Origin of the sequence: Pseudoxanthomonas mexicana, assembly GCF_010093385.1 — a bacterium.
In the GTDB taxonomy this organism is placed as follows: Bacteria; Pseudomonadota; Gammaproteobacteria; order Xanthomonadales; family Xanthomonadaceae; genus Pseudoxanthomonas_A; species Pseudoxanthomonas_A mexicana.
This window is the reverse complement of the sequence record NZ_PDWV01000017.1, coordinates 25,946-44,701: the sequence shown is the minus strand read 5'-3', so window position 1 is coordinate 44,701 and position 18,756 is coordinate 25,946. Positions and strand designations below refer to the sequence as shown.

At 68.4% G+C, this 18,756-nt stretch carries 16 protein-coding genes; 6 read left to right on the top strand and 10 right to left on the bottom strand.

Going from position 1 to position 18,756, the window contains the following annotated elements; translation table 11 throughout:
• The first annotated feature begins 77 nt into the window (after positions 1 to 77).
• The 3 genes from CSC76_RS08170 to CSC76_RS08160 all read left to right on the top strand — a co-directional run bounded on the left by CSC76_RS08170 (position 78) and on the right by CSC76_RS08160 (position 6,481).
• Entirely contained in the window at positions 78 to 3,455 is a 3,378-nt protein-coding gene (locus CSC76_RS08170; protein WP_162109537.1) for a TonB-dependent receptor domain-containing protein, read from the top strand.
• Positions 3,456 to 3,557: 102 nt separating this feature from the next.
• Positions 3,558 to 5,147, top strand: coding sequence for an alkaline phosphatase D family protein (locus CSC76_RS08165; RefSeq protein ID WP_162109536.1), 1,590 nt, complete (start codon positions 3,558 to 3,560; stop codon positions 5,145 to 5,147).
• On the top strand, positions 5,144 to 6,481 hold the full coding sequence (locus tag CSC76_RS08160; RefSeq protein WP_162109535.1) for a ComEC/Rec2 family competence protein: 1,338 nt from the start codon (positions 5,144 to 5,146) through the stop codon (positions 6,479 to 6,481). Before CSC76_RS08165 ends, CSC76_RS08160 begins: the two co-directional genes overlap by 4 nt.
• Before the next feature lie 87 nt (positions 6,482 to 6,568).
• On the opposite strand, the gene CSC76_RS08155 is transcribed toward CSC76_RS08160, so the two are convergent.
• From CSC76_RS08155 to CSC76_RS08110, 10 genes are all read right to left on the bottom strand, one after another.
• Positions 6,569 to 8,104, bottom strand: a complete 1,536-nt coding sequence (locus tag CSC76_RS08155) for a sensor domain-containing phosphodiesterase (protein ID WP_162109534.1) — start codon at positions 8,102 to 8,104, stop codon at positions 6,569 to 6,571.
• A gap of 255 nt (positions 8,105 to 8,359) precedes the next feature.
• Positions 8,360 to 8,863 carry a lipocalin family protein gene (locus tag CSC76_RS08150; protein WP_379605222.1) on the bottom strand — a complete coding sequence of 168 codons (504 nt, stop codon included), beginning with the start codon at positions 8,861 to 8,863 and terminating at the stop codon, positions 8,360 to 8,362.
• A 34-nt stretch (positions 8,864 to 8,897) separates the two neighbouring features.
• The gene (locus tag CSC76_RS08145; protein WP_162109532.1) at positions 8,898 to 9,980 is read right to left on the bottom strand and encodes a cyclopropane-fatty-acyl-phospholipid synthase family protein; all 1,083 of its coding nucleotides are present in this window, start codon (positions 9,978 to 9,980) and stop codon (positions 8,898 to 8,900) included.
• A complete protein-coding gene (locus CSC76_RS08140) occupies positions 9,977 to 10,765 on the bottom strand; it encodes a DUF1295 domain-containing protein (RefSeq protein WP_425500847.1) in 789 nt (262 codons plus the stop codon). Before CSC76_RS08140 ends, CSC76_RS08145 begins: the two co-directional genes overlap by 4 nt.
• A gap of 5 nt (positions 10,766 to 10,770) precedes the next feature.
• Positions 10,771 to 12,021 (bottom strand): SAM-dependent methyltransferase, encoded by a 1,251-nt coding sequence (locus CSC76_RS08135; protein ID WP_162109530.1) that lies wholly within the window; start codon positions 12,019 to 12,021, stop codon positions 10,771 to 10,773.
• Positions 12,018 to 12,794 (bottom strand): DUF1365 domain-containing protein, encoded by a 777-nt coding sequence (locus tag CSC76_RS08130; protein WP_162109529.1) that lies wholly within the window; start codon positions 12,792 to 12,794, stop codon positions 12,018 to 12,020. The genes CSC76_RS08135 and CSC76_RS08130 overlap by 4 nt, the downstream gene beginning before the upstream one ends.
• Complete coding sequence (locus CSC76_RS08125) at positions 12,791 to 14,074, bottom strand: NAD(P)/FAD-dependent oxidoreductase (RefSeq protein WP_162109560.1); 1,284 nt, start codon at positions 14,072 to 14,074, stop codon at positions 12,791 to 12,793. Before CSC76_RS08125 ends, CSC76_RS08130 begins: the two co-directional genes overlap by 4 nt.
• A 2-nt stretch (positions 14,075 to 14,076) precedes the next feature.
• Positions 14,077 to 15,000, bottom strand: coding sequence for an acyl-CoA desaturase (locus tag CSC76_RS08120; RefSeq protein ID WP_162109561.1), 924 nt, complete (start codon positions 14,998 to 15,000; stop codon positions 14,077 to 14,079).
• A 97-nt stretch (positions 15,001 to 15,097) separates the two neighbouring features.
• Complete coding sequence (locus tag CSC76_RS08115; RefSeq protein WP_162109528.1) at positions 15,098 to 15,466, bottom strand: hypothetical protein; 369 nt, start codon at positions 15,464 to 15,466, stop codon at positions 15,098 to 15,100.
• On the bottom strand, positions 15,442 to 15,876 hold the full coding sequence (locus CSC76_RS08110; protein ID WP_162109527.1) for a hypothetical protein: 435 nt from the start codon (positions 15,874 to 15,876) through the stop codon (positions 15,442 to 15,444). Before CSC76_RS08110 ends, CSC76_RS08115 begins: the two co-directional genes overlap by 25 nt.
• Positions 15,877 to 16,266: 390 nt before the next feature.
• Here CSC76_RS08110 and CSC76_RS19040 point away from each other — a divergent pair, with 390 nt between their 5' ends.
• The 3 genes from CSC76_RS19040 to CSC76_RS08095 all read left to right on the top strand — a co-directional run bounded on the left by CSC76_RS19040 (position 16,267) and on the right by CSC76_RS08095 (position 18,743).
• Positions 16,267 to 16,644, top strand: a complete 378-nt coding sequence (locus tag CSC76_RS19040) for a sigma-70 family RNA polymerase sigma factor (RefSeq protein ID WP_238394913.1) — start codon at positions 16,267 to 16,269, stop codon at positions 16,642 to 16,644.
• Positions 16,641 to 17,309 (top strand): ChrR family anti-sigma-E factor, encoded by a 669-nt coding sequence (locus tag CSC76_RS08100; RefSeq protein WP_162109526.1) that lies wholly within the window; start codon positions 16,641 to 16,643, stop codon positions 17,307 to 17,309. Before CSC76_RS19040 ends, CSC76_RS08100 begins: the two co-directional genes overlap by 4 nt.
• Before the next feature lie 75 nt (positions 17,310 to 17,384).
• Positions 17,385 to 18,743, top strand: coding sequence for a S41 family peptidase (locus tag CSC76_RS08095; RefSeq protein ID WP_162109525.1), 1,359 nt, complete (start codon positions 17,385 to 17,387; stop codon positions 18,741 to 18,743).
• Positions 18,744 to 18,756: the final 13 nt, after the last annotated feature.

Below are 18,756 nucleotides of genomic sequence, written 5' to 3'. Positions count from 1 at the left end.
TGGCGGAAGCTGGGCCACGGCGTCTCAAGCATTCGAGGTCCGCAATTCCTGCGGCCAACAATGCGAGTGCTTGCCCGATGATCCGCTGCAACAAGCTTCTCCTGGCCACTGCCGTCGCGATCGCGCTGACCTCCGCGCCGCACGCGATGGCGCAACGGCGCCAGTTCAACGTCCCCACGCAGCCGGCGGTGACCGGCATCCCGGAGTTCGCGCGCCAGGCGCAGCTGCAGATCATCGCCCCCGCGGATGCGCTGGATGGCGTCAACACGCAGGCGGTGGTGGGCGAAGGCGACGCGCGGCAGACGTTGCGTACGCTGTTGCGCGATACCGGTCTGGAAATCAAGTCCGATGACGGTCGCGTGATCCTGCTGCAGCCTTCGCGAGCCGGCGAACCGGGCGCGGGAAGTGGAACGGTGCTGGGCAGCGTGCTGGATCCGGCGACGGGCGGCTATCTCCGGGACGCGGTCGTGCGCATCACCAGCAGCGCCGGCACGCGTGTCGTCCATTCGGGCGAGCGGGGCGAGTTCCAGTTGGCCGGGGTGCCGGTGGGCACGGTGGAGGTGACGGTGAGCTACACCGGCTTCCACGAGGAGCGGCGCACCATCGAGCTTGAGCCGGGCGAACGCGAGCGGCTGGAGTTCCAGTTGCGCAGCACGTGGGTGGAGGCAGGCACCTCCGGCACGCGTACGCTGGATTCGCTGCAGGTGGTCGGGGTGCGCGAGGGCGATGCCAGGGCGATCATGGAGCAGCGCGCCGCCATGAACATCACCAACACGCTGTCGGCCGACAGCTTCGGCGAGATCGGCGACGGCAATCCGGGCGAGTTCCTCAAGTACATGCCGGGTGTCGATTTCGACGTGGTGGCGGACGATGCGCCGCGCAACATCAGCCTGCGCGGCCTGCCGGCGAAGTACACGGGAGTGACGCTCAACGGCGTCAGCCTTCCCGGGATAGATGCCAACTCGTCGAGCTCGCGTACCTTCAGCTTCGAACAGAGCGCACTGGCGGGCGTGGATTCGATCAGCATCAACAAGACCGCCTCGGCCGACATGGATGCGAACGCACCGGCCGGCACCATCGACATCCGGACCAGGAAGGCGTTCGACGCCAAGGGGCGGCGGGTCGTCGTGTCCCTCGGCGGTACCACGCACTCCGGCCTGTGGGACAGCAGGAACACCGGGTGGATGGAAGGCGGCTACGACACCAAGTGGCTGCCCAGCAGCTCCATCACGTATTCGGACGTGTTCTTCGACAAGCGCCTCGGCATCACCGCCGGCATTAGCAGCATCACCAACCTGGTGGAACAGGCACAGATCACGGCCGGCCGGAACTACGTGGCGACGGCCACCAGTCCCTATCCGTATGCCGTGACGTCGATCGCCGCGTCGGGCTACGACCGCGAATACAACCGGCGTGTCGCGTCCTTCAATGCGGACTTCAAGGCGACCGATACGCTGATCCTGTCGCTCTCGGCCAACCTGAGCCGCGGCGACATCGATCCCAACACCATCACGCCCACGTTCACCAACGGCCGCGCGACCGCTGCCAATCCGCATGAGGGCGATCCTTCGCTGGACTGGACGACCCGGTATCCCGCCAGCACCAACACGTTGGCGTTGAACCACAGCTACACCTACAAGGTCGGCTACTCGCGCAACTTCGTGCCCAGCTTCGTCTGGCAGAACGAAAACCTGAAAGTGGATGGCAACCTGTTCTCCGCCACGTCCACCAGCCGCTACGACTCGGTCAAGAAGGGACAGGTCTCCAATCTGCTGAATACGCTGAGCGCGCGCGGCAACTACAGCGCCTCTCGCAGCGACTGGATGCACCAGGACTGGCAGATCCAGCAGATCGACGGCATCGACTGGGCCAGCCCCGACGCATTCACGCTGGGGTCGTATGCCGGCGCGCTGGGTGCGTCCACGAGGCCGTCCATCCGCACCACCAGCGGCAGTTCGGCCGAGCTCGACTACCGGGGCGGGGCGCTCAATGTCGAGTTCTACCAGGACATCGGCCGCATTCCGGTCACATGGAAGACCGGCGTCAAGGCGACCCGTGCCGGCTACGAGTTCGGCAACACCTCCGACGCCAACATCTGGACCTACAACGGCCCGTTGAGCAACGCCGAGTTCCTGCGCGCCGTGCAGAGCCGCAACGTCTGGCACGGGGGCGAGAGCGGCATGGACATCAGGACGCTGAGCGGCGGCGACGTATATCTCTACAGCCTGGCCAGGATCCACCAGATGATGCAGGCCAATCCCGAGCAGTGGATACGCAGCGAGACGGCCGCGCAGTGGTACAACGCCCATATCGCGAACGTGAACGAGCTGGACGAACGGATCACCTCGCTCTATTTCATGGGAACCGCGGATTTCACCGAACGGCTGAAGGGCCAGGCCGGTCTGCGTTGGGAGAGGACCCGTGAGATCGGCTACGATTTCGACCCGCTCAGCCCCGACCAGGTGCGCGCTGCCGGGTATGCCGTTTCCGCGGCCACGGGCCGGGCCGCCACGGTCGACGGCCTGAAGTACCAGTATCTGACCAACCCGCGGAAGGAAACCGAGGGCCGCTACGACGACTTCTTTCCCAGCGCGTCGCTCAAGTACAGCGTGACCGACAGCCTGGACATCCATGCAGGCTACAGTAAGACCATCATGCGTCCGGAGGTCGGCGACCTGGCCGGCGTGTGGTCCATCGCCTACGGCACCGAAGACGGGAACGTGCTCAGCGCGCCCAACGCCAGCCTGAAGCCGGAGTACTCGGACAACTTCTCCCTGCGCGCGACGCAGTACTTCGAGCCGGTCGGGCTGGTGGCGTTCGGCGTGTTCCACAACCGGATCAAGGACCTGATCGATACGGCCACGCTGACGCCGGAGGAGTTCGGCTACGACGGCGACGAGCCCGTCGACCTGGTCAGCACCGCGACCAACAGCGCGGCGGACATCACCGTCAACGGCTACGAGTTCGAGTTCAACCACGCCATGGACTACCTGCCGGGTCCATTGAGCGGGCTGACCCTGCGCGGCCATTTCACCAACACCAACCCGTCGAAGAAGCTTTCGCGCGTGGCCCAGCAGGTGGCGGGCCTCGGCTTCGGCTGGAAGTACGGGCCCATACGCCTGAACCTCAACAGCGTGTGGAGCGACGAGAAGGATCGCGGCCCGACCAGCGCGGTAAGCGTGAACAACGGCAATGGCGCCTATTCGGTCGTCCAGGAGCAGCCCTTCGACGACTACCTGGAGGTGAACCTGTCCGGCAGTTACACCCTCATTCCCAAGACCCGCGACAACTGGCTGGGGCTGGAGGTGTACTTCAGCGCCAACAACCTCTTCGACCAGAACCGCCACACCGTCTACTCCAACGGCCCGGTCGGACTGGGCGCGGGCGGCCACCACAGCCAGATCTACATCACCAGCGGCCGTCGCGCCTCGCTCGGCATCCGGGCGCGCTTCTAGGCATCCGATGGCGGCGGGTGTGCATGCCGCTGGTGCGCGTCGCCGGCGGCAGGGCGCCGCGCCATGCCTCGTCTCCCCTTCCAGAGAGCAGACCGATCCCTCATGTCTACCCGATTCGATCGCCGCACCTTCCTGCAGGCCGCCGGCCGCCTGGCCCTGTTTGCGGGACTGGCTCCGGCCGCGCGCGTGTGGGCCTCGGCGCCCTTTCCCGCGTATCCGTTCCTGCTGGGCGTCGCGTCGGGCGATCCCGTGCCGGATGGCTTCGTGATCTGGACGCGCCTGGCGCCGCGTCCGCTGGATGAACATGCCGGCATGCCCATGGTCGCCGTTCCCGTGCGCTGGGAAGTCGCCGAGGACGAGGCCTTTGCCACCGTGGTGCGCAGGGGAGAGGCCATCGCGCGTCCCGAGCTTGGCCACAGCATCCACGTGGACGTGCAGGGGCTGCGCCCGCGTCGCCCCTACTGGTACCGCTTCCATGTCGCGGGGCAGCCGCCGAGTCCGGTGGGAACGGTGCGTACCGCACCCGCGGCAGCGGATTCGCCGGAGCGCATCCGCATCGGCGTGGCCGGTTGCCAGCACCACGAAGCCGGGCTCTTCACCGCCTACCGCCATCTGAGCCAGGAGCAGGACCTGGATGCGGTGTTCCACTACGGCGACTACATCTACGAGGGGGCAGGCAAGGAGGGTGCGCTGTCCTTTGTCGACACCCACGGCCGCCGCGTGGATCGCAGGCACGTGGGCGGCGAAATCTACGCGCTGGACGACTATCGCAGGCGTTACGCGCAGTACAAGAGCGATCCCGACCTGCAGGCCGCCCACGCCGCCACCGCCTTCCTGTCCACCTGGGACGACCACGAGTTCGACAACAACTGGGCCGCTGCGCTCGACCAGGACGGCACGCCTCCCGAGGTCTTCGCACTGCGGAAATTCGCCGCCATGCAGGCCTGGTACGAGAACATGCCGGTGCGGCGCGCGCTGTTTCCCTCACCGCAGGGCGGCATCACCCTGTATCGGCGGCTGGACTATGGCCGGACGCTGAGGGTGCATCTGCTGGACACGCGGCAGTACCGGAGCAAGCAACGGTGCGAACGGGGGACGACCAGGCCCTGCCGCACCGATGCGGTGGCCGGACCGGAGCACATGCTGGGCAGCGCGCAGGAACAGTGGCTGGGCGCCGGCCTGGACAGCGGCGTGCACTGGCACCTGCTTGCGCCGCAGGTGATGGTGATGCCCTACGCCTATCCGGACAGCCGCAAGTCCGGACCCATCAATACCGACTCGTGGAGCGGCTACCCGGCGGCGCGCGCGCGTCTGGTCGACACCCTCCGGGAAAGAGGGCAGGGCAATGTCGTGGTCGCGACGGGCGACGTGCACAAGCATCATGCCGGCGTGATCCCCTCCGTGGATGGCGATCTGCTCAGCACGCCGGTGGCGACCGAGTTCGTCACCACCTCGATCGCCTCCGGCGGCGATGGCAGCGATATCCCTTCCGGCTGGAAACACGTGCCATCCGAGAATCCCCACACCCATCTGCTCAATGACCGCCGTGGCTATCAGGTCTTCGACATCGGTCCCCGGCTGTGGCGTACCGAGGTGATCGGCGTGGACAAGGTGTCGGCCCCCGGAGGGACGAAGACCGTGAACGCCCGCCTGGCGGTTGAGCACGGCAAGCCAGGCATCCAGCCCGCATGACCGCCGCGATTGAACGCCGCCGCTTCCGGAGTTCCGGCCGGTCGCACGACAGGCTCTGCGGGCATCGTGCTCGGGCGAACGGACACGCAGCATGCCTGCTTTCTCCGGTACTGCTCCTGCTGGCACTTCCCCTGCTGGCCAGCTCCGATGTCGCGTCCGGACCGGGCCGGACACTGCCCGCATGGCGCGAGGGCGAACTGGACATCCACCACATCAACACCGGACGCGGCGAGGCCCAGCTGATGATCCTGCCGGATGGCAGCAGCGTGCTGGTGGACATGAGCGGCAAGACGAACGAGCAGGCGCCGTTCTCGCTGCCCACCCGGCCGGACGCATCCCGCGCGCCGGGAGAGTGGGTGGCACGCTACCTACAGCGCGTATTGCCCGAGGAAGCGAAGGGGCTGGACTACGCGGTCGTCAGCCACTTCCACGGCGACCACATGGGCGCGATCACTGCGGACTCGCCCGCCTCGGCGAAGGGCTACCAACTCAGCGGCATCACCCAGGTCGCCGAGTCCGTACCGATCGCCAAGGTCATCGATCGCGGATGGCCCGGCTACGACGATCCGGTGCCGCTCCGCGGCGCGACCATGGACAACTATCGCCGGTTCCTCGACTGGCAGGTGCGGCACCGCGGCATGAAGGTGGAGAGGTTCGAGCCGGGCCGCAAGGACCAGATCGTACCGGTGAACGACGACGGCGCCTATCCCGGTTTCGAGATCCGAAACCTCTATGCGAACGGCCTGCTCTGGACGGGCGAGGGAGAGACCGTGCGCGCCCTTTTCCCCTCGGCGGAACGGATGGCGGAGCAAGGCGTGCCGGGCGAGAACAAGCTGAGCATCGCGTTCCGTGTGCGCTACGGCGGGTTCGACTACTACACCGGTGGCGATCTCTCCTCCGTCGACGAAGAGGTCGCGTTCGGGCCTGCCGCGTGGAAGAACGTCGAGCCAGAAGTGGGGCGTGCCTGCGGCCCGGTCGATGCGATGAAGGCCAACCATCACGGCAGTTGGGATGCCAACAGCATCCCCTTCCTGGCGGCATTGCAGCCGCGGGTGATCGTCATCGCCACGCGCGCCGACGGTCATCCCGCGGTGAATGCCTACAAGCGGATGACCTCGGACGCCGTCTGGCCCGGACAGCGCGATATCTTCATCACCCACCTGTCGGATGCGACCGCGAAGACGACCTATGGCGTGAGCGCAGCGGCCAGTACGCAGGGCCATGTCGTCATCAGGGTGGAGAAGGGGGGCGCGCGCTATCGGGTGTTCGTGCTGGACGATGCGGACGAGACGATGAAGATCAAGGCCGTGTTCGGCCCCTATGCGTCCCGATGAGAGGCGAGGGAGCCCCTGCCGCCTGCATCGGAAGGAACCCTCTTGCGTTCACCTCCTGGCGGGGTGCGGAAACGACGGTCCGTCCCGTCAATCCGGGCTGGGAAGTGCCGGATCCCGCCTTGCCAGCTGCTGCTCCAGTTCCACCTGCCGCGAAATGTCGGTGAACACGCCGAACCAGCAGCGGGTGCCGTCGGGGGCTGTCCGGGGCGTGGCGCGGCTGGAGACCCAGCGCCAGCGCTCGTCGAACCAGCGCAGGCGGAAGCGGGTCTCGAACGTGTCGCGGGTGTGTACGGCGGCCAGCCATTCGGCGCGCACGCGCACGCGGTCGTTCTCGTCCATGCGTGCATACCAGGCGGCCATGCGCGTTTCCATCGAGCAGCCTTCCGGCTCCTGCGGGACGGGGCTGATGTAGGTGAGGGTGCCGGCGGCATCGCTGACCCACAGCACGTTGGGCCCCAGTTCCACGACGGCGCGGTAGGTCGCTTCGCGGGCGCGCAGCTCTTCCTCGACGCGCTTGCGGTCGGTGATGTCGATGCTGACCACGGAGATGCCGATGGGCTGGGCCGTTTCATCGGTCACCCGTGAGCCGACCACCAGAAAGGTCTCTTCGCGGCCCGGGAAGCGGAATTCGATGCGGGAGGTGTCGCCGCTGTCCAGGATCCGTTGCGATGCCTGCACGATCCATGCCGCGATATCCGGCGCGTAGACCTCTCGGACATGCGAACCCACGATCTCGCAGGGCGGCCGGCCCACCATGCGTGCGAACTGAGTGTTCGCCGCCGCGTAGCGCATGTCCAGGTCCAGGAACGCCAGGCCCACCGGTGCGCTGTTGTAGAGCGAGGACAGCTGGTGCTGGCGCAGGTAGGGCGACATCGGCTGCGATGCGGGCGAGGCGGTATGCACGGGCGCCGTCGCCAGCAGCTGCGCCACCGCGCCGCCCGGCATGGGCCGGCCGGTCAGCCAGCCCTGCGCGTAATCGCAGCCCAGCTCGCGCAGCACGTCCGCCTGCGCTTCGGTCTCCACCCACTCGGCCACCACCGGCACGTCCAGGCTGTGGCCCAGGCCGATGATGGCCGACACCACCTTGCGGCTCTCGCGGTCGGTGGTCAGGCGCTGGATCAGGCCACCATCGATCTTCAGTTCGTCGAAGCCGAAGCGGCTCAGCCGCACCATGCTGGAGAATCCGGTGCCGAAGTCGTCCAGAGCCACGCGGATGCCGTGGGATTTCAGATAGCCGAAAGCCCGTTCCGCGGCGGGTTCGTCCTCGACCAGTTCGTCCTCGGTCATCTCGATGCAGATGCGGTCCAGCGGGAACGACGACTCGGCCATCGCCTCCAGCAGCAGGCGCACCGCCGGTGCGTCCTGTAGCAGCGATGGCGGCACGTTGAACGCCAGGCAGAATCGGCCAGGCCACGTGCTGGCTTCCGCACAGGCGCGGCGTACCAGATTCAGTGTCAGCAGCGGCAGCAGCGAAGCCTGCAGCGCGATGGGAATGAAATCCTTTGGCGGCACGGCGCCGAAGTCGGGATCGTGCCAGCGCGCCAGCACTTCCAATCCGTGGATGGCACGGGTCCGCAGGCAGACGATGGGTTGGTAGGCGGGGTAGATCTTCTCGTGGCACACGCGTCGGCGATGCGCTGGCGCAGCGCGTCGGCAGTGTGGAACGGTGTTGTCGCCATGCAGCCCCCCAGCGCAGCCTGCCCGACCCCCGGTGTCGTCGAGTCCCTTCCCTCGGCATCGGCGGGGGGGAGGCCCGACTTGAGGCGTCGGACCGCGGCGCGGTGGGCGCTGCGGTCCGGCCACATTAGCGCCTGCGGGAGGGCGCAGGAAAGCGCGCGCTGACAGGCGGCCCGGTAAGCGCGATTACGCGCCTGGGCTTCAAGGTGCGTGCGGCACGCGCCGGATCTTCGACACGTCGTATCCCAATGCCTGGATCTGCCTGATCCGTGCTTCGTAGTCCGCGTCGGATATCCGCGGCGTGCGCGCCATCAGCCACACATAGTCGCGCTTGCTGCGCCCCACGATCGTCTGCTGGTAGTCGGCGTCCACGTACGCGATGACGTACTCGGCCTGGATCGGCCAGATGAACTGCATGCCCCACACCGCACCGCCCGTGCCGGGCGTGACCGTGCCGACCGGATGCATCGTCTTCTCCGGTCCGTCCAATGCGCCCTTGCGGAAGCGGAACGTGGTCTGGATGCGGCCGTCGGGCAGCTTCGCGTACGACTCCACGGCGGCATAGGCTTCGCGCTCGGGGAACGAGGGGATATGCGCGATGACGTACCAGTCGCCCATGAAGCGGTCCACGTCGACCGGTGCCGCCGTGGGGATGGACGGCTTGACGTTGCCGGAGCGGCAGGCGGCGGTGGTGGTGGCGACCATCAGGGCGAGCAGCACGAAGGGCAGGGTGCGCATGTCAGTGCTCCCGCGCCGGCCGCTGGAAGCGATAGTGGGCCACCAGCCACTCCTGTCCGTCGCGGTAGCCGAACAGTTCCGCACAGGCCATCCAGAACATCCGCCAGCGCTGGTTCCACAGTGGCGCTGCCTCGCCATAGGCGGCGCGCAGGACGGACATCACCTCGTCGCGGTGCGCATCGTGGTGGGCCAGCCAGTGGTTGGCGGTGCGCTGATAGTGCGTGCCGTCCAGCATCCAGCGTTCCTGCAGGTGCAGATGTTCCTGGAAAAACAGCAGCAGGTCGGCCGACGGCATCATGCCGCCGGTGAAGAAATGCCGGCCCATCCAGTTGTCCTCGCCCTGCGTCTCGAACGGATACATCAGGTGGCGGTGGACGAAGATGTGCACGAACAGTGCGCCGCCCGGGCGCAGGGCGTCATGGATGCGACGCATCAGGGCGGCATGGTTGCTGACGTGTTCGAACATCTCCACCGACACGCAACGGTCGAAGGCCTGCGGTTCCAGCTGCAGCTGGTTCACGTCGCAGGTGATGACGCGCACGTTGCGCAGGCCGCGTTCGGCGCAGCGCGCCTCGATGAACTGGCGCTGGGAGTGCGAATTGGAGACCGCGGTGATCCGCGCATTCGGATAGCGCTCGGCCATCCACAGCGTCAGCGAACCCCAGCCGCAGCCCAGCTCCAGGATATCCTGGCCGTCGGCGAGCGCAGCGCGTTCGCCGTACAGCGCCAGCATCGCGTCCTCCGCCTGGTCCAGCGTCTCAGTGCCGGTGGGGTAGTAGCAGCTGCTGTACTTGAGCCGGTGGCCAAGGCAGTGGCGGAAGAAGTCCGCCGGCAGTTCGTAGTGTTGCCGGTTGGCGGCATCGGTGTGCACCGCCAGTGCCCCCTGCCGCAGCGCGCGCAGGCGTTGCGCCAGCAGAGCCGACTGCGCCTGCTGCCCGCCCGCGGTCTCGTCACGCAGCCGCTGCGCGCACAGCCGGCGGATGCCGGCACGGATCAGCACATCAGGCAACAGGCCGCGCTCGGCCAGGCCCAGCAGGCCGGGAGCAACCCGGTCGGCGGCCAGTTCTTCCACCATCGCGTTCATCGTGTCGCCTCCTTGGTGGCGGATTTGGGAAACCAGGGGAACAGCATCGGCGTGGTGCGCTGGTATTCGCGGTACTCGTCGCCGCGGGTGCGCAGCGCCTGCGCCTCGGTATAGGGAATGCCACTGATCCAGCGCAGGAACACGTACATCACCACCGGCCCGCACCACGACAACCCCTGCCAGGGCGATCCGACGGCCAACGCGACGTAGGCGAACCAGTGCAGCCATTCGAAGAAGTAGTTGGGATGGCGCGAGTAACGCCACAGGCCCTCGCGGCAGGTCCTGCCGCGGTTGGCGGGATCGGCGCGGAAGCGCGCCAGCTGGCGGTCGGCGATGGCCTCGCCGGCCACGCTGCCCACCCAGATGGCCACCGCCAGCACGATCCACGGCCATGCGGCATCGACCGGACTGCGCGCCGCGGCGGCGAAGGGCAGGGCGAACAGCACCACCAACAGCGCCTGCGCCATGAAGAACAGGAAGAACTTGCCCTGATGCCCGTGCCAGTGTTCGCGCAGGTAGCGGTAGCGTCCGTCCTCGGGCTCGCTGCGCACGCGGTGCCACAGGTGCAGCGCCAGGCGCGCACCCCACAACCCGCCGAGCACCGCCAGCGTGGTGCGCGCTTGCCACGCGCCGTCGCCCAGCACAGCCAGTAGGATCGCGCTGCCGCCCACGCAGGCCGACCACAGCACATCTACGATGCCCGCATTCTCGCGGCGCCGCTGCCACAGCCAGCCCAGCGTCATCATCGCAGCGGCGACCAGGGCCCCCCAGGCGAGGGAGTGCAGGAGACTCATGCGGCCCCCGACGGGTGGCCGGGACGAGCCATCAGCAAATGGGATACGCCGATGGACCGCTCCAGGAAGCCGCCTTCGCAATAGGCCAGGTAGAACTCCCATAGACGGATGAAGCGCTCGTCGAAGCCCTGCGCGCGCACCTCCGCCAGCCGGATCATGAAGCGGCGCCGCCAGGCCCGCAGCGTGTACGCGTACGACAGGCCGAAGTCCTCCTGGTGGACGACCTGCAGGTCGCTGACGCGGGTCTTTGCGCCGTACATGGCGTTGAGCGAGGGAATGAAGCTGCCGGGAAAGACGAAGCGCTTGATGTAGTCCACCGAGTCGCGCGCCTGCACGTAGCGATGATCCTCGATGGTGATGGCCTGCAGCAGCGCCTGTCCGCCCGGCCGCAGCAGACTGCCCAGCTTGCCGAAGAAGGTGTCGAGGTACTGCGCGCCGATCGCCTCGATCATCTCGATGGAGACCAGCTTGTCGTACTGTCCCTGCAGGTCGCGGTAGTCCTGCAGCAGCAGGGTCACCCGGTCCTGCAGGCCGGCCTCGGCCACGCGCTGGCTGGCGAGCGCGTGCTGTTCGCGCGAGATCGTGGTCGTGGTGACATGGGCCCCATAGTGGCGCGCCGCGTGCAGCGCGAAGCCACCCCAGCCGGTGCCGATCTCGATCACCCGGTCGCCGGGCGCCAGCGCCAGCTTGCGGCACACGGCATCGAGCTTGCGGTACGAGGCCGTTTCAAGATCCTCGTCCGGCGAGGCGAACATCGCCGAGGAGTACATCAGGTCCGGCGACAGGAACAGCGCGAAGAAATCGTTGCCCAGGTCGTAGTGCGCCGCGATGTTGCGGCGGCTGCCCTCGCGTGTGTTGCGGCGGAGTGCATGCCAGCTGCGCAGCGCCCAGCCCCCCAGCCGCGCCAGCCCGCCTTCCATGCCGTCGAGCAGCTCGCGGTTGCGTACCAGCAGGCGCACCAGGCCCACCAGATCGTCGCATCGCCACTGGCCGGCGATGTAGGCCTCGCCCGCGCCCACGCTGCCCTGCGCGGCGACGGCACGGTAGAACGACGGATCGTCGATCCGCAGGTGCACGACGGGCAGCGCATCGCCACCGGTACGTCCGAAGCGGTGCTCGCCCAGCGCGTCGCGGACCACCAGCATGCCGTGGTCCAGCGCATCCAGGCGCGCCAGCAGCTGGGACCGTAGCAGGCGATCGAGCGCACCGAAGGAAGCGGCGGCGGGAATGTCGGCGATCTCGTTCATGGGGTCTCGCGGGCAAGGGAAGGATGGTCGTGGACGGGCGTGCGCTTGAGCCACAGGCGCAGCGCCTGCCAGTGGATGCCGGTCATCACCTGCGCTGTCATCAGCGGATAGCGCCACAGCACGCGCGCCAGCGAACGGCCGTCCAGCGGCTGGCGCAACAGGGTGAGGGTGGCGTCGAAGGCGCGCCGTCCTTCGCGGTCGACCTGCATGTGCACGCGCAGCGCTTCGTCGGGCACGGTGAAGCGCCAGCGGTAGGCGCAGTCGATCGGCAGGAACGGCGACACATGGAAGGCCTTGTCGAAGCTCCATTCCCAACCGTCGCCATACGGCACGCCGTCGCGCACCGGCAGTACGTAGCTGTGCCGCTCGCGCCACGGCGTGTTGGTGATCTCGGCCAGTACGGCGTCCAGAGTGGCGCCATCGGGCTGGAAGCAATAGTAGAAGCTGACCGGGTTGAAGACGTAGCCGCCGTAACGCAGGTGCGTCAGCAGACGGACCGGACCCTGCGGACGGTGGCCCAGCGCGCGTTCGACGCGGTCGCGCACGGCTTCGGCCAGCGGCTGGTCATGCGGTGCCAGGTAGTCGTGCCGGCGGAACTCGGCCAGGTTGCGGCGATCCACCGACCACAGCCAGCGGCGGGCGAACACCGTTTCGATCTCGTCCAGGTCCAGGTAGAGCTGCGCCATGCGATAGCGGAATGCGTGCGCGCGTGGCGCATGCCGGCGGTGCCGCACCCAGCCCTCGTACACCGCGCTGGCCAGGGGCGCGTTCATGCGCCCACCGGTTCGACGCCGGCCGGCGCGGGCGCTTCGACGGGCAACGCCTGGATGGCATCGACCACGTCACGCGCACTGCGGATACCGTCTTCGTGGAAGCCCCAACCCCAGTAGGCGCCTGCGAACCACGTGCGCCGCTGTCCTTGTATCTCATGCCTGCGCCGCTGCGCGGCGACCATGGCGTGGTCGTAGACCGGATGCCGGTAGTGCATGCGGCGGAGGACGCGGGCGGGGTCGATGGCATGGCTGCGGTTGAGCGTGACCACGAAGGGCTCGGGCGAGTCCACGCCCTGCAGCAGGTTCATGCAGTAACTGACCGTGCACGGTGCCGACGGGTCGCGCGGCACGTGCGCGTTCCAGGCGGCCCAGGCCTTGCGGCGCTGCGGCAGCAGGCGCGCGTCGGTGTGCAGCACGGTGTCGTTGGACTGGTAACGGATCGCACCGAGGATGTCGCGTTCGCGTGCGTCGGCGTCCTGCATCAGCCGCAGCGCATCGTCGCTGTGGCAGGCCAGCACCACCTGGTCGAAGCGTTCGCGGCCGCGCAGCGTGTCCAGTTCGACACCATCGGCATCGCGCCGTACCGCCAGCACAGGCGAGGACAACCGCTCCTGCACGCCCCAGCGACGGCGCAGCGCCTCCACGTACGTCGCCGACCCGCCGGTCACCACGCGCCACGGCGGGCGGGTGCCCAACGTCAGCATGTGGTGGTTGGCCATGAACTGCACCAGGTACCGCGCCGGGAAAGCCAGGATGCCCTGCGGTGGCGAGGACCATAGCGCGGACGCCATCGGCACCAGGTGCTCGTCGCGGAAGGCGTCGCCATAGCCGCCGGCCTGCAGCCAGTCGCCCAGGGTGGGTCCGGTGGCATCGCCCTCGAGCAGCGCAGGTGCCTCCCGGTAGAAACGCGCCAGGTCGCGCAGCATGCCCCAGAACCGCGGCGACGCCAGGTTGCGGCGCTGGCAGAACAGCGTATCCAGCGAGGTCGCGTTGTATTCGACGCCGCTGCACTCGCTGTGCACGGAAAAGCTCATCGTGGTCGGCTGCGATGCCACGCCGAGTTCGTCGAACAGTCCGCACAGCAGCGGATAGTGGTCCGGGTTGAACACGATGAAGCCGCTGTCGATGCGGTACTCGCGGCCCGCCTGTTCGATGTTGTGGGTATGCGTGTGTCCGCCGAGGTAGTCGTTGGCTTCGAACAGCACAACCTCGTGCCGCCGCGACAGCCACCACGCCGAAGCCAGGCCGGCGATGCCGGATCCGATGACCGCGATGCGCATGCTCAGCGCCTCGCCTTGGCCAGCACCCATGCGGGCACCGGCTTGAGGTCGCGCACCAGCCCGAACAGCGCCATCGCGCGCAGGCCGTACCAGGTCAGGTCGATCTCCCACCAGCGGAAGCCCTGGCGTGCGGTCCCCGGGAAGAAGTGATGGTTGTTGTGCCAGCCCTCGCCGAAGGTCAGCAGGGCGAGCCAGAGATTGTTGCGGCTGTCGTCGCGGGTGTCGAAACGGCGGCGGCCGTACCGGTGCGCCAGCGAGTTGATGGTCACCGTGGCATGGAACAGCACCACGGTGGAAACGAAGAAGCCCCACACCAGCATCTGCGGCCCGTTGGTGCCCAACTGCGGGGCCGTGCTTTCCAGCAGCGCGCCAAGACCGTACAGGGCGGCGGCAAGCAGCACCGGCACCACGGTGTCGTAGCGGTCCAGCCAGCGCAGCTCCGGGTAGCGCGCCAGGTCGGGGATGCGCGACCAGTCCGTGCGGAAACCCTCGCGGGTCAGGAACCAGCCCGCATGGCTCCACCAGAACCCGCGCTGGTTCGGCGAATGCGGATCGGCCGCGGTATCGGCGTGGCGATGATGGTTGCGGTGGTGCGCGGCCCACCACAGCGGTCCGCGCTGCACGCTGGAGGCGCCGATCAGTGCGAACACGAACTGCAGCACGCGCGAGGTGCGGAAGGTGCGGTGCGAGAAGTAGCGGTGGTAGAAGCCGGTGATGGCGAACATCCGTACCGCGTACAGCGCGACCGCCACGGCCACCGCGACCGGCGACACCCCGACCCAGAGCACGGCGACGCACGCCAGGTGCAGGCCGATGAAGGGCAACACGCGCAGCCAGTCGATGCGGTCCGGCTGCCCGCCGTCGTCGCCGTGGGCCTGGGTGTCGAACCAGCGGCGCAGGACGGACGCGGCACGGCGGACCGGCATGGAAGGGGAGGAATCGCGGGCCGGCATCACGGGGGTCTCGGTTGCGTCGTTCATCACTACGGCGCAGCGGCGGTATTGGATGCGGGAAGACGCGTCGTCATCCGCGGCACTGCCGCACCAGCGGCGTCGCCAGCGCGCCCTGCAGCGCGCGTGCATCGGCAGGGGTGGCCGCCTGCGGGAACACGATGCGCACGTCCTGATGGCGGCCTTCTTCGTCGCGGATGGTCGCGATGCCGGCGAACTCCAGCAGGCGCCGGTCCTCGCTGGCGTACGTCAGCTCCATCGTCGGCGCCACGAAACCGGACCAGCGGTCCAGCTTCATCGACAGGCGCTGGGCGGGCACGCCGTTCCAGCGCACGGCCGGGCCCGGCTGCAGCTTGACCGGAACGAACGCGAAGCGGCTCGGCAGCAGGAAGGGTTGGGTGACCCCGCGCCCCGACCTCAGCGCCTCCCAGTGCTGGCGCACGCTGGCGTCGAAGCCCGCATCGATGACGGCATCGGGGGCGTCGCCAGGGTGCGCTCCTTCGGACGGGCGTCCCCGACGTCCCTGACGTAGACCACGCGCCCGCCGGGGCCGGTGCGCACCCCCTCGCGATAGCCGTCGCGCGCATCCTCGAAGTCGAAGTCGGGCGCCTGCGCGGCAGGCCGTTCGACCACGGTCTTGCGGGCGAACGCGCGCCCGTCGGGGCATCGGTACAGCACCAGGCGCCGCGCCACCCCCTCCTGGCGGTAGCGCCAGTGGGATTCGCGATAGAGCACGGTGTCGCCCTTGCGGGCGTAGGCGATGGCCTCCTGGCGCAGGACGTCGGTACCGGCAAAGGCGGGGGGCGCCATCAACAGCAGCGCGGCCAGCAGGCGCAAGGGTCGGCGGGGCATGGGACGCTCCGTGGGCAGGACCCGAACGTCTACGCAGGTCGGCGTCCGGCGGATGCCTCCGGCAGCGCGCGGGCCTCTGCATCCGAACCCCGGTCATCTTCGTAGAGACCGTCATCACGCACGCACCGGGACCTGGCATACCATGCCCACCGACTTCACAAGGAGACCGCCGCCCCTTCGGGCCGCATCCCCGGTGTCCACGCCTACGCCCCTCACGCGCGACGCGCACGACTGGACCGCCGACATGCTGTCGGTGGCGCGCGCGCGCGACCGCGCGGCCTTCATGCGCCTGTACGACCACTTCATGCCGCGCCTGTGCCTGTACCTGCGTGGCCTGGGCAGCCCCGAGGCCGTGGCCGAGGAACTGGCGCAGGAAGCCCTGCTGCGCCTGTGGCAGCGCGCCGCCATGTCGACCCGCAGCAGGGCGCGGTCTCCACCTGGCTGTTCCGCATCGGCCGCACCCTGCATATCGCCCGCATCCGGCGCGAGCCGGGCTGGGTGCAGGGGCTGGAGGAAGCCGCGCCCGCCAGCGACGAGGAACTGGCGCGACCGTTCACCTCGGCCGAGGACTATGCCGAGCACGTGCACCTGCAGCGCCGCATCGAAGACCTGCCTGCCGTGCAGGCGCGGCTGATGCGCATGTCCTACTTCGAAGCCAAGAGCCACCAGGAAATCGCCGACGAGCTGCAGATGCCGCTGGGTACGGTGAAGTCGCACCTGCGGCGCGCGTTCCTGCGCCTGCAGGGTCAAATACGAGGTCAGCCGTGAACCCGCATCATCATCTCGACCCCTCCACCGTGGTCAGCTACGCGGCCGGCGCGCTGGCCGTGGAGATGGCCGTCGTCGCCGCCACCCATCTGGAAACCTGCGCGCACTGCCGCGCGCGCGTGGACGAGGCCGAACGCATCGGCGGGCAGCTGGTCGAACACCAGCAGCCGGCGTTGTCGCCGTCCCGCCCGGCCGACCTGCGTGCCTCCATGCTGGAACAGCTGGATGCACCGCTGCCGCCGGCACCCGTCGCGGCCCCCCGTGGCACGCCCTACGAGGACGATGACCGGCTGCCGGCGCCGCTGCATCCGTACTTCGGCGCCTCGTACCGCGCGCTGAAGTGGCGCTGGATGGCACCGGGCGTGCACTGCATCCGCGCTGCCGGCCCTCGCAGCGGCACCCTGCTGATGCTGAAGATCGGTCCCGGCCGCAGCATGCCGGTGCACAGCCACGGCGGTACCGAGCTGACCCAGATCCTGCGCGGCGCCTACCACGATGCGCTGGGCCAGTTCGCGCCCGGTGATATCGCCGATCTCGACAGCGGCGTCGAACACCAGCCGGTCACCGTGCCCGGCACCGCCTGCATCTGCGTATCCGCACTGGATGCGCCGCTGCGCTTCCCGGGCTGGCTGGCGCAACGGCTGCAGCCGCTGTTCAAGCTGTAGCGGACGCCTCCATGGAGCTTGCCACGCCGACCGCCATCGCCTAGCGTGCACGTATCGAAGCAAGGAGTGCGCGCGATGACGGTATGGAAATGCCTGCAGGGGGCGCTGGGTGTGGTGGGGATTGTGGCGTGCACTGCGCACGTGCATGCCGCGTCACCATGGTCGCTCATCGGCAATCCGGCGCACTATGTCCTGGATGGGGGTGGTGACGTGCAATCGGAACGCGGCGCGTCGCTGACGGTCTACGCAACGCCCGAGGCGGATACACGGTTCGGTGGCGGCACTGCCGTCATCGATGCGACGCCTTACCGGGAGAAGCGTGTGCGCCTGACCGGGCGCATTTCCACGCAGGCCGTATCGGATACAGCACGCATCTGGTTGCGCGCAGATGCAGCGTCCGGCCGCGTCGCATTCGCCAACAGCGAACGTAATCCTGTGACCGGCAATGCCGCTGATGTGGTGCGCCAGGTCGAGATCTATGTGCCTGCCGCGGCCGAACGGCTGTTGGTCGGCCCCCTGCTGATCGGCAAGGGTCGCATGAGCGTGCGGGAACTGCGCCTGGAGCAGGCCCCGCCATCACCGGACGACGGCGTGCCGCCTGCCCGCATCGTGGAGGATGCGGTCAGGCATGTGCGCGCGCATGCACTGTATGCCGATCGCATCGACTGGGACCGTACACAGGCCGATATCGCGTCGCGCGTGCAGCGGGTGCACACGGCGGACGCGGCCTACGACCTGATCCGCAGTCTGCTTGCCCAACTGGGCGACCGTCACAGCGGCGTGCTGCCGCCCAGCGACGTCAGGCGCTCCGCCACCGAGGGCGTGCCATCCTTCGTGCCACGCGTGGAAGTACGACAGCGGGTAGGCATCGTGGCTGTTCCTGGGTTCTCGGGTACGGAGCAGGCCGCGTCGCTCGATTTCGCACGGGGCCTTGCCACCGCCATCGCCGACCGGGCGGCCTCAGCTTCGTGTGGATGGATCGTGGACCTGCGCGGCAACTCGGGCGGCAACATGTGGCCGATGCTGTCCGGCCTGCATCCGCTGCTGGGGGACGCCACGGTGGGCTATATGCGTGATCGGGATGGACGCCAGAATGCCTGGCGCATCGCGCCGCCGGGCGTAACGGCCCCGGATCTTTCCGCTGTCCCCGTCGTTGTGGTGACGGGCGCGAAGACCGCCAGCTCCGGCGAGGCCGTCGCCGTCGCGTTCCGTGGGCGAGCACATACGCGCAGCATGGGCCAGGCCACCATGGGTGTCAGCACCGGAAATCAGTTGTTTCCGGTGCTAGGCGGCGCCGCGCTGAAGCTGACCACCACCCGGTTCGTCGATCGCACGGGCCATGCTTATGGCGAGCCGCTGGCGCCCGACGAGGAGGCTTCGGAAGCGGACGCCGTGGCGCGCGCAGTTCAGTCGCTTGCGGGGTGCGCTGGCTGACTCGCGATGCGCG

Coding starts and splice junctions, on each gene's coding strand:
- CSC76_RS08165 (WP_162109536.1), top strand. CDS start 3,558: ATGTCTACCCGATTCGATCGCCGCACCTTCCTGCAGGCCGCCGGCCGC.
- CSC76_RS08120 (WP_162109561.1), bottom strand. CDS start 15,000: ATGCCGGTCCGCCGTGCCGCGTCCGTCCTGCGCCGCTGGTTCGACACC.
- CSC76_RS08145 (WP_162109532.1), bottom strand. CDS start 9,980: ATGAACGCGATGGTGGAAGAACTGGCCGCCGACCGGGTTGCTCCCGGC.
- CSC76_RS08160 (WP_162109535.1), top strand. CDS start 5,144: ATGACCGCCGCGATTGAACGCCGCCGCTTCCGGAGTTCCGGCCGGTCG.
- CSC76_RS08150 (WP_379605222.1), bottom strand. CDS start 8,863: ATGGTCGCCACCACCACCGCCGCCTGCCGCTCCGGCAACGTCAAGCCG.
- CSC76_RS08125 (WP_162109560.1), bottom strand. CDS start 14,074: ATGCGCATCGCGGTCATCGGATCCGGCATCGCCGGCCTGGCTTCGGCG.
- CSC76_RS08095 (WP_162109525.1), top strand. CDS start 17,385: ATGACGGTATGGAAATGCCTGCAGGGGGCGCTGGGTGTGGTGGGGATT.
- CSC76_RS08135 (WP_162109530.1), bottom strand. CDS start 12,021: ATGAACGAGATCGCCGACATTCCCGCCGCCGCTTCCTTCGGTGCGCTC.
- CSC76_RS08110 (WP_162109527.1), bottom strand. CDS start 15,876: ATGCCCCGCCGACCCTTGCGCCTGCTGGCCGCGCTGCTGTTGATGGCG.
- CSC76_RS08170 (WP_162109537.1), top strand. CDS start 78: ATGATCCGCTGCAACAAGCTTCTCCTGGCCACTGCCGTCGCGATCGCG.
- CSC76_RS08130 (WP_162109529.1), bottom strand. CDS start 12,794: ATGAACGCGCCCCTGGCCAGCGCGGTGTACGAGGGCTGGGTGCGGCAC.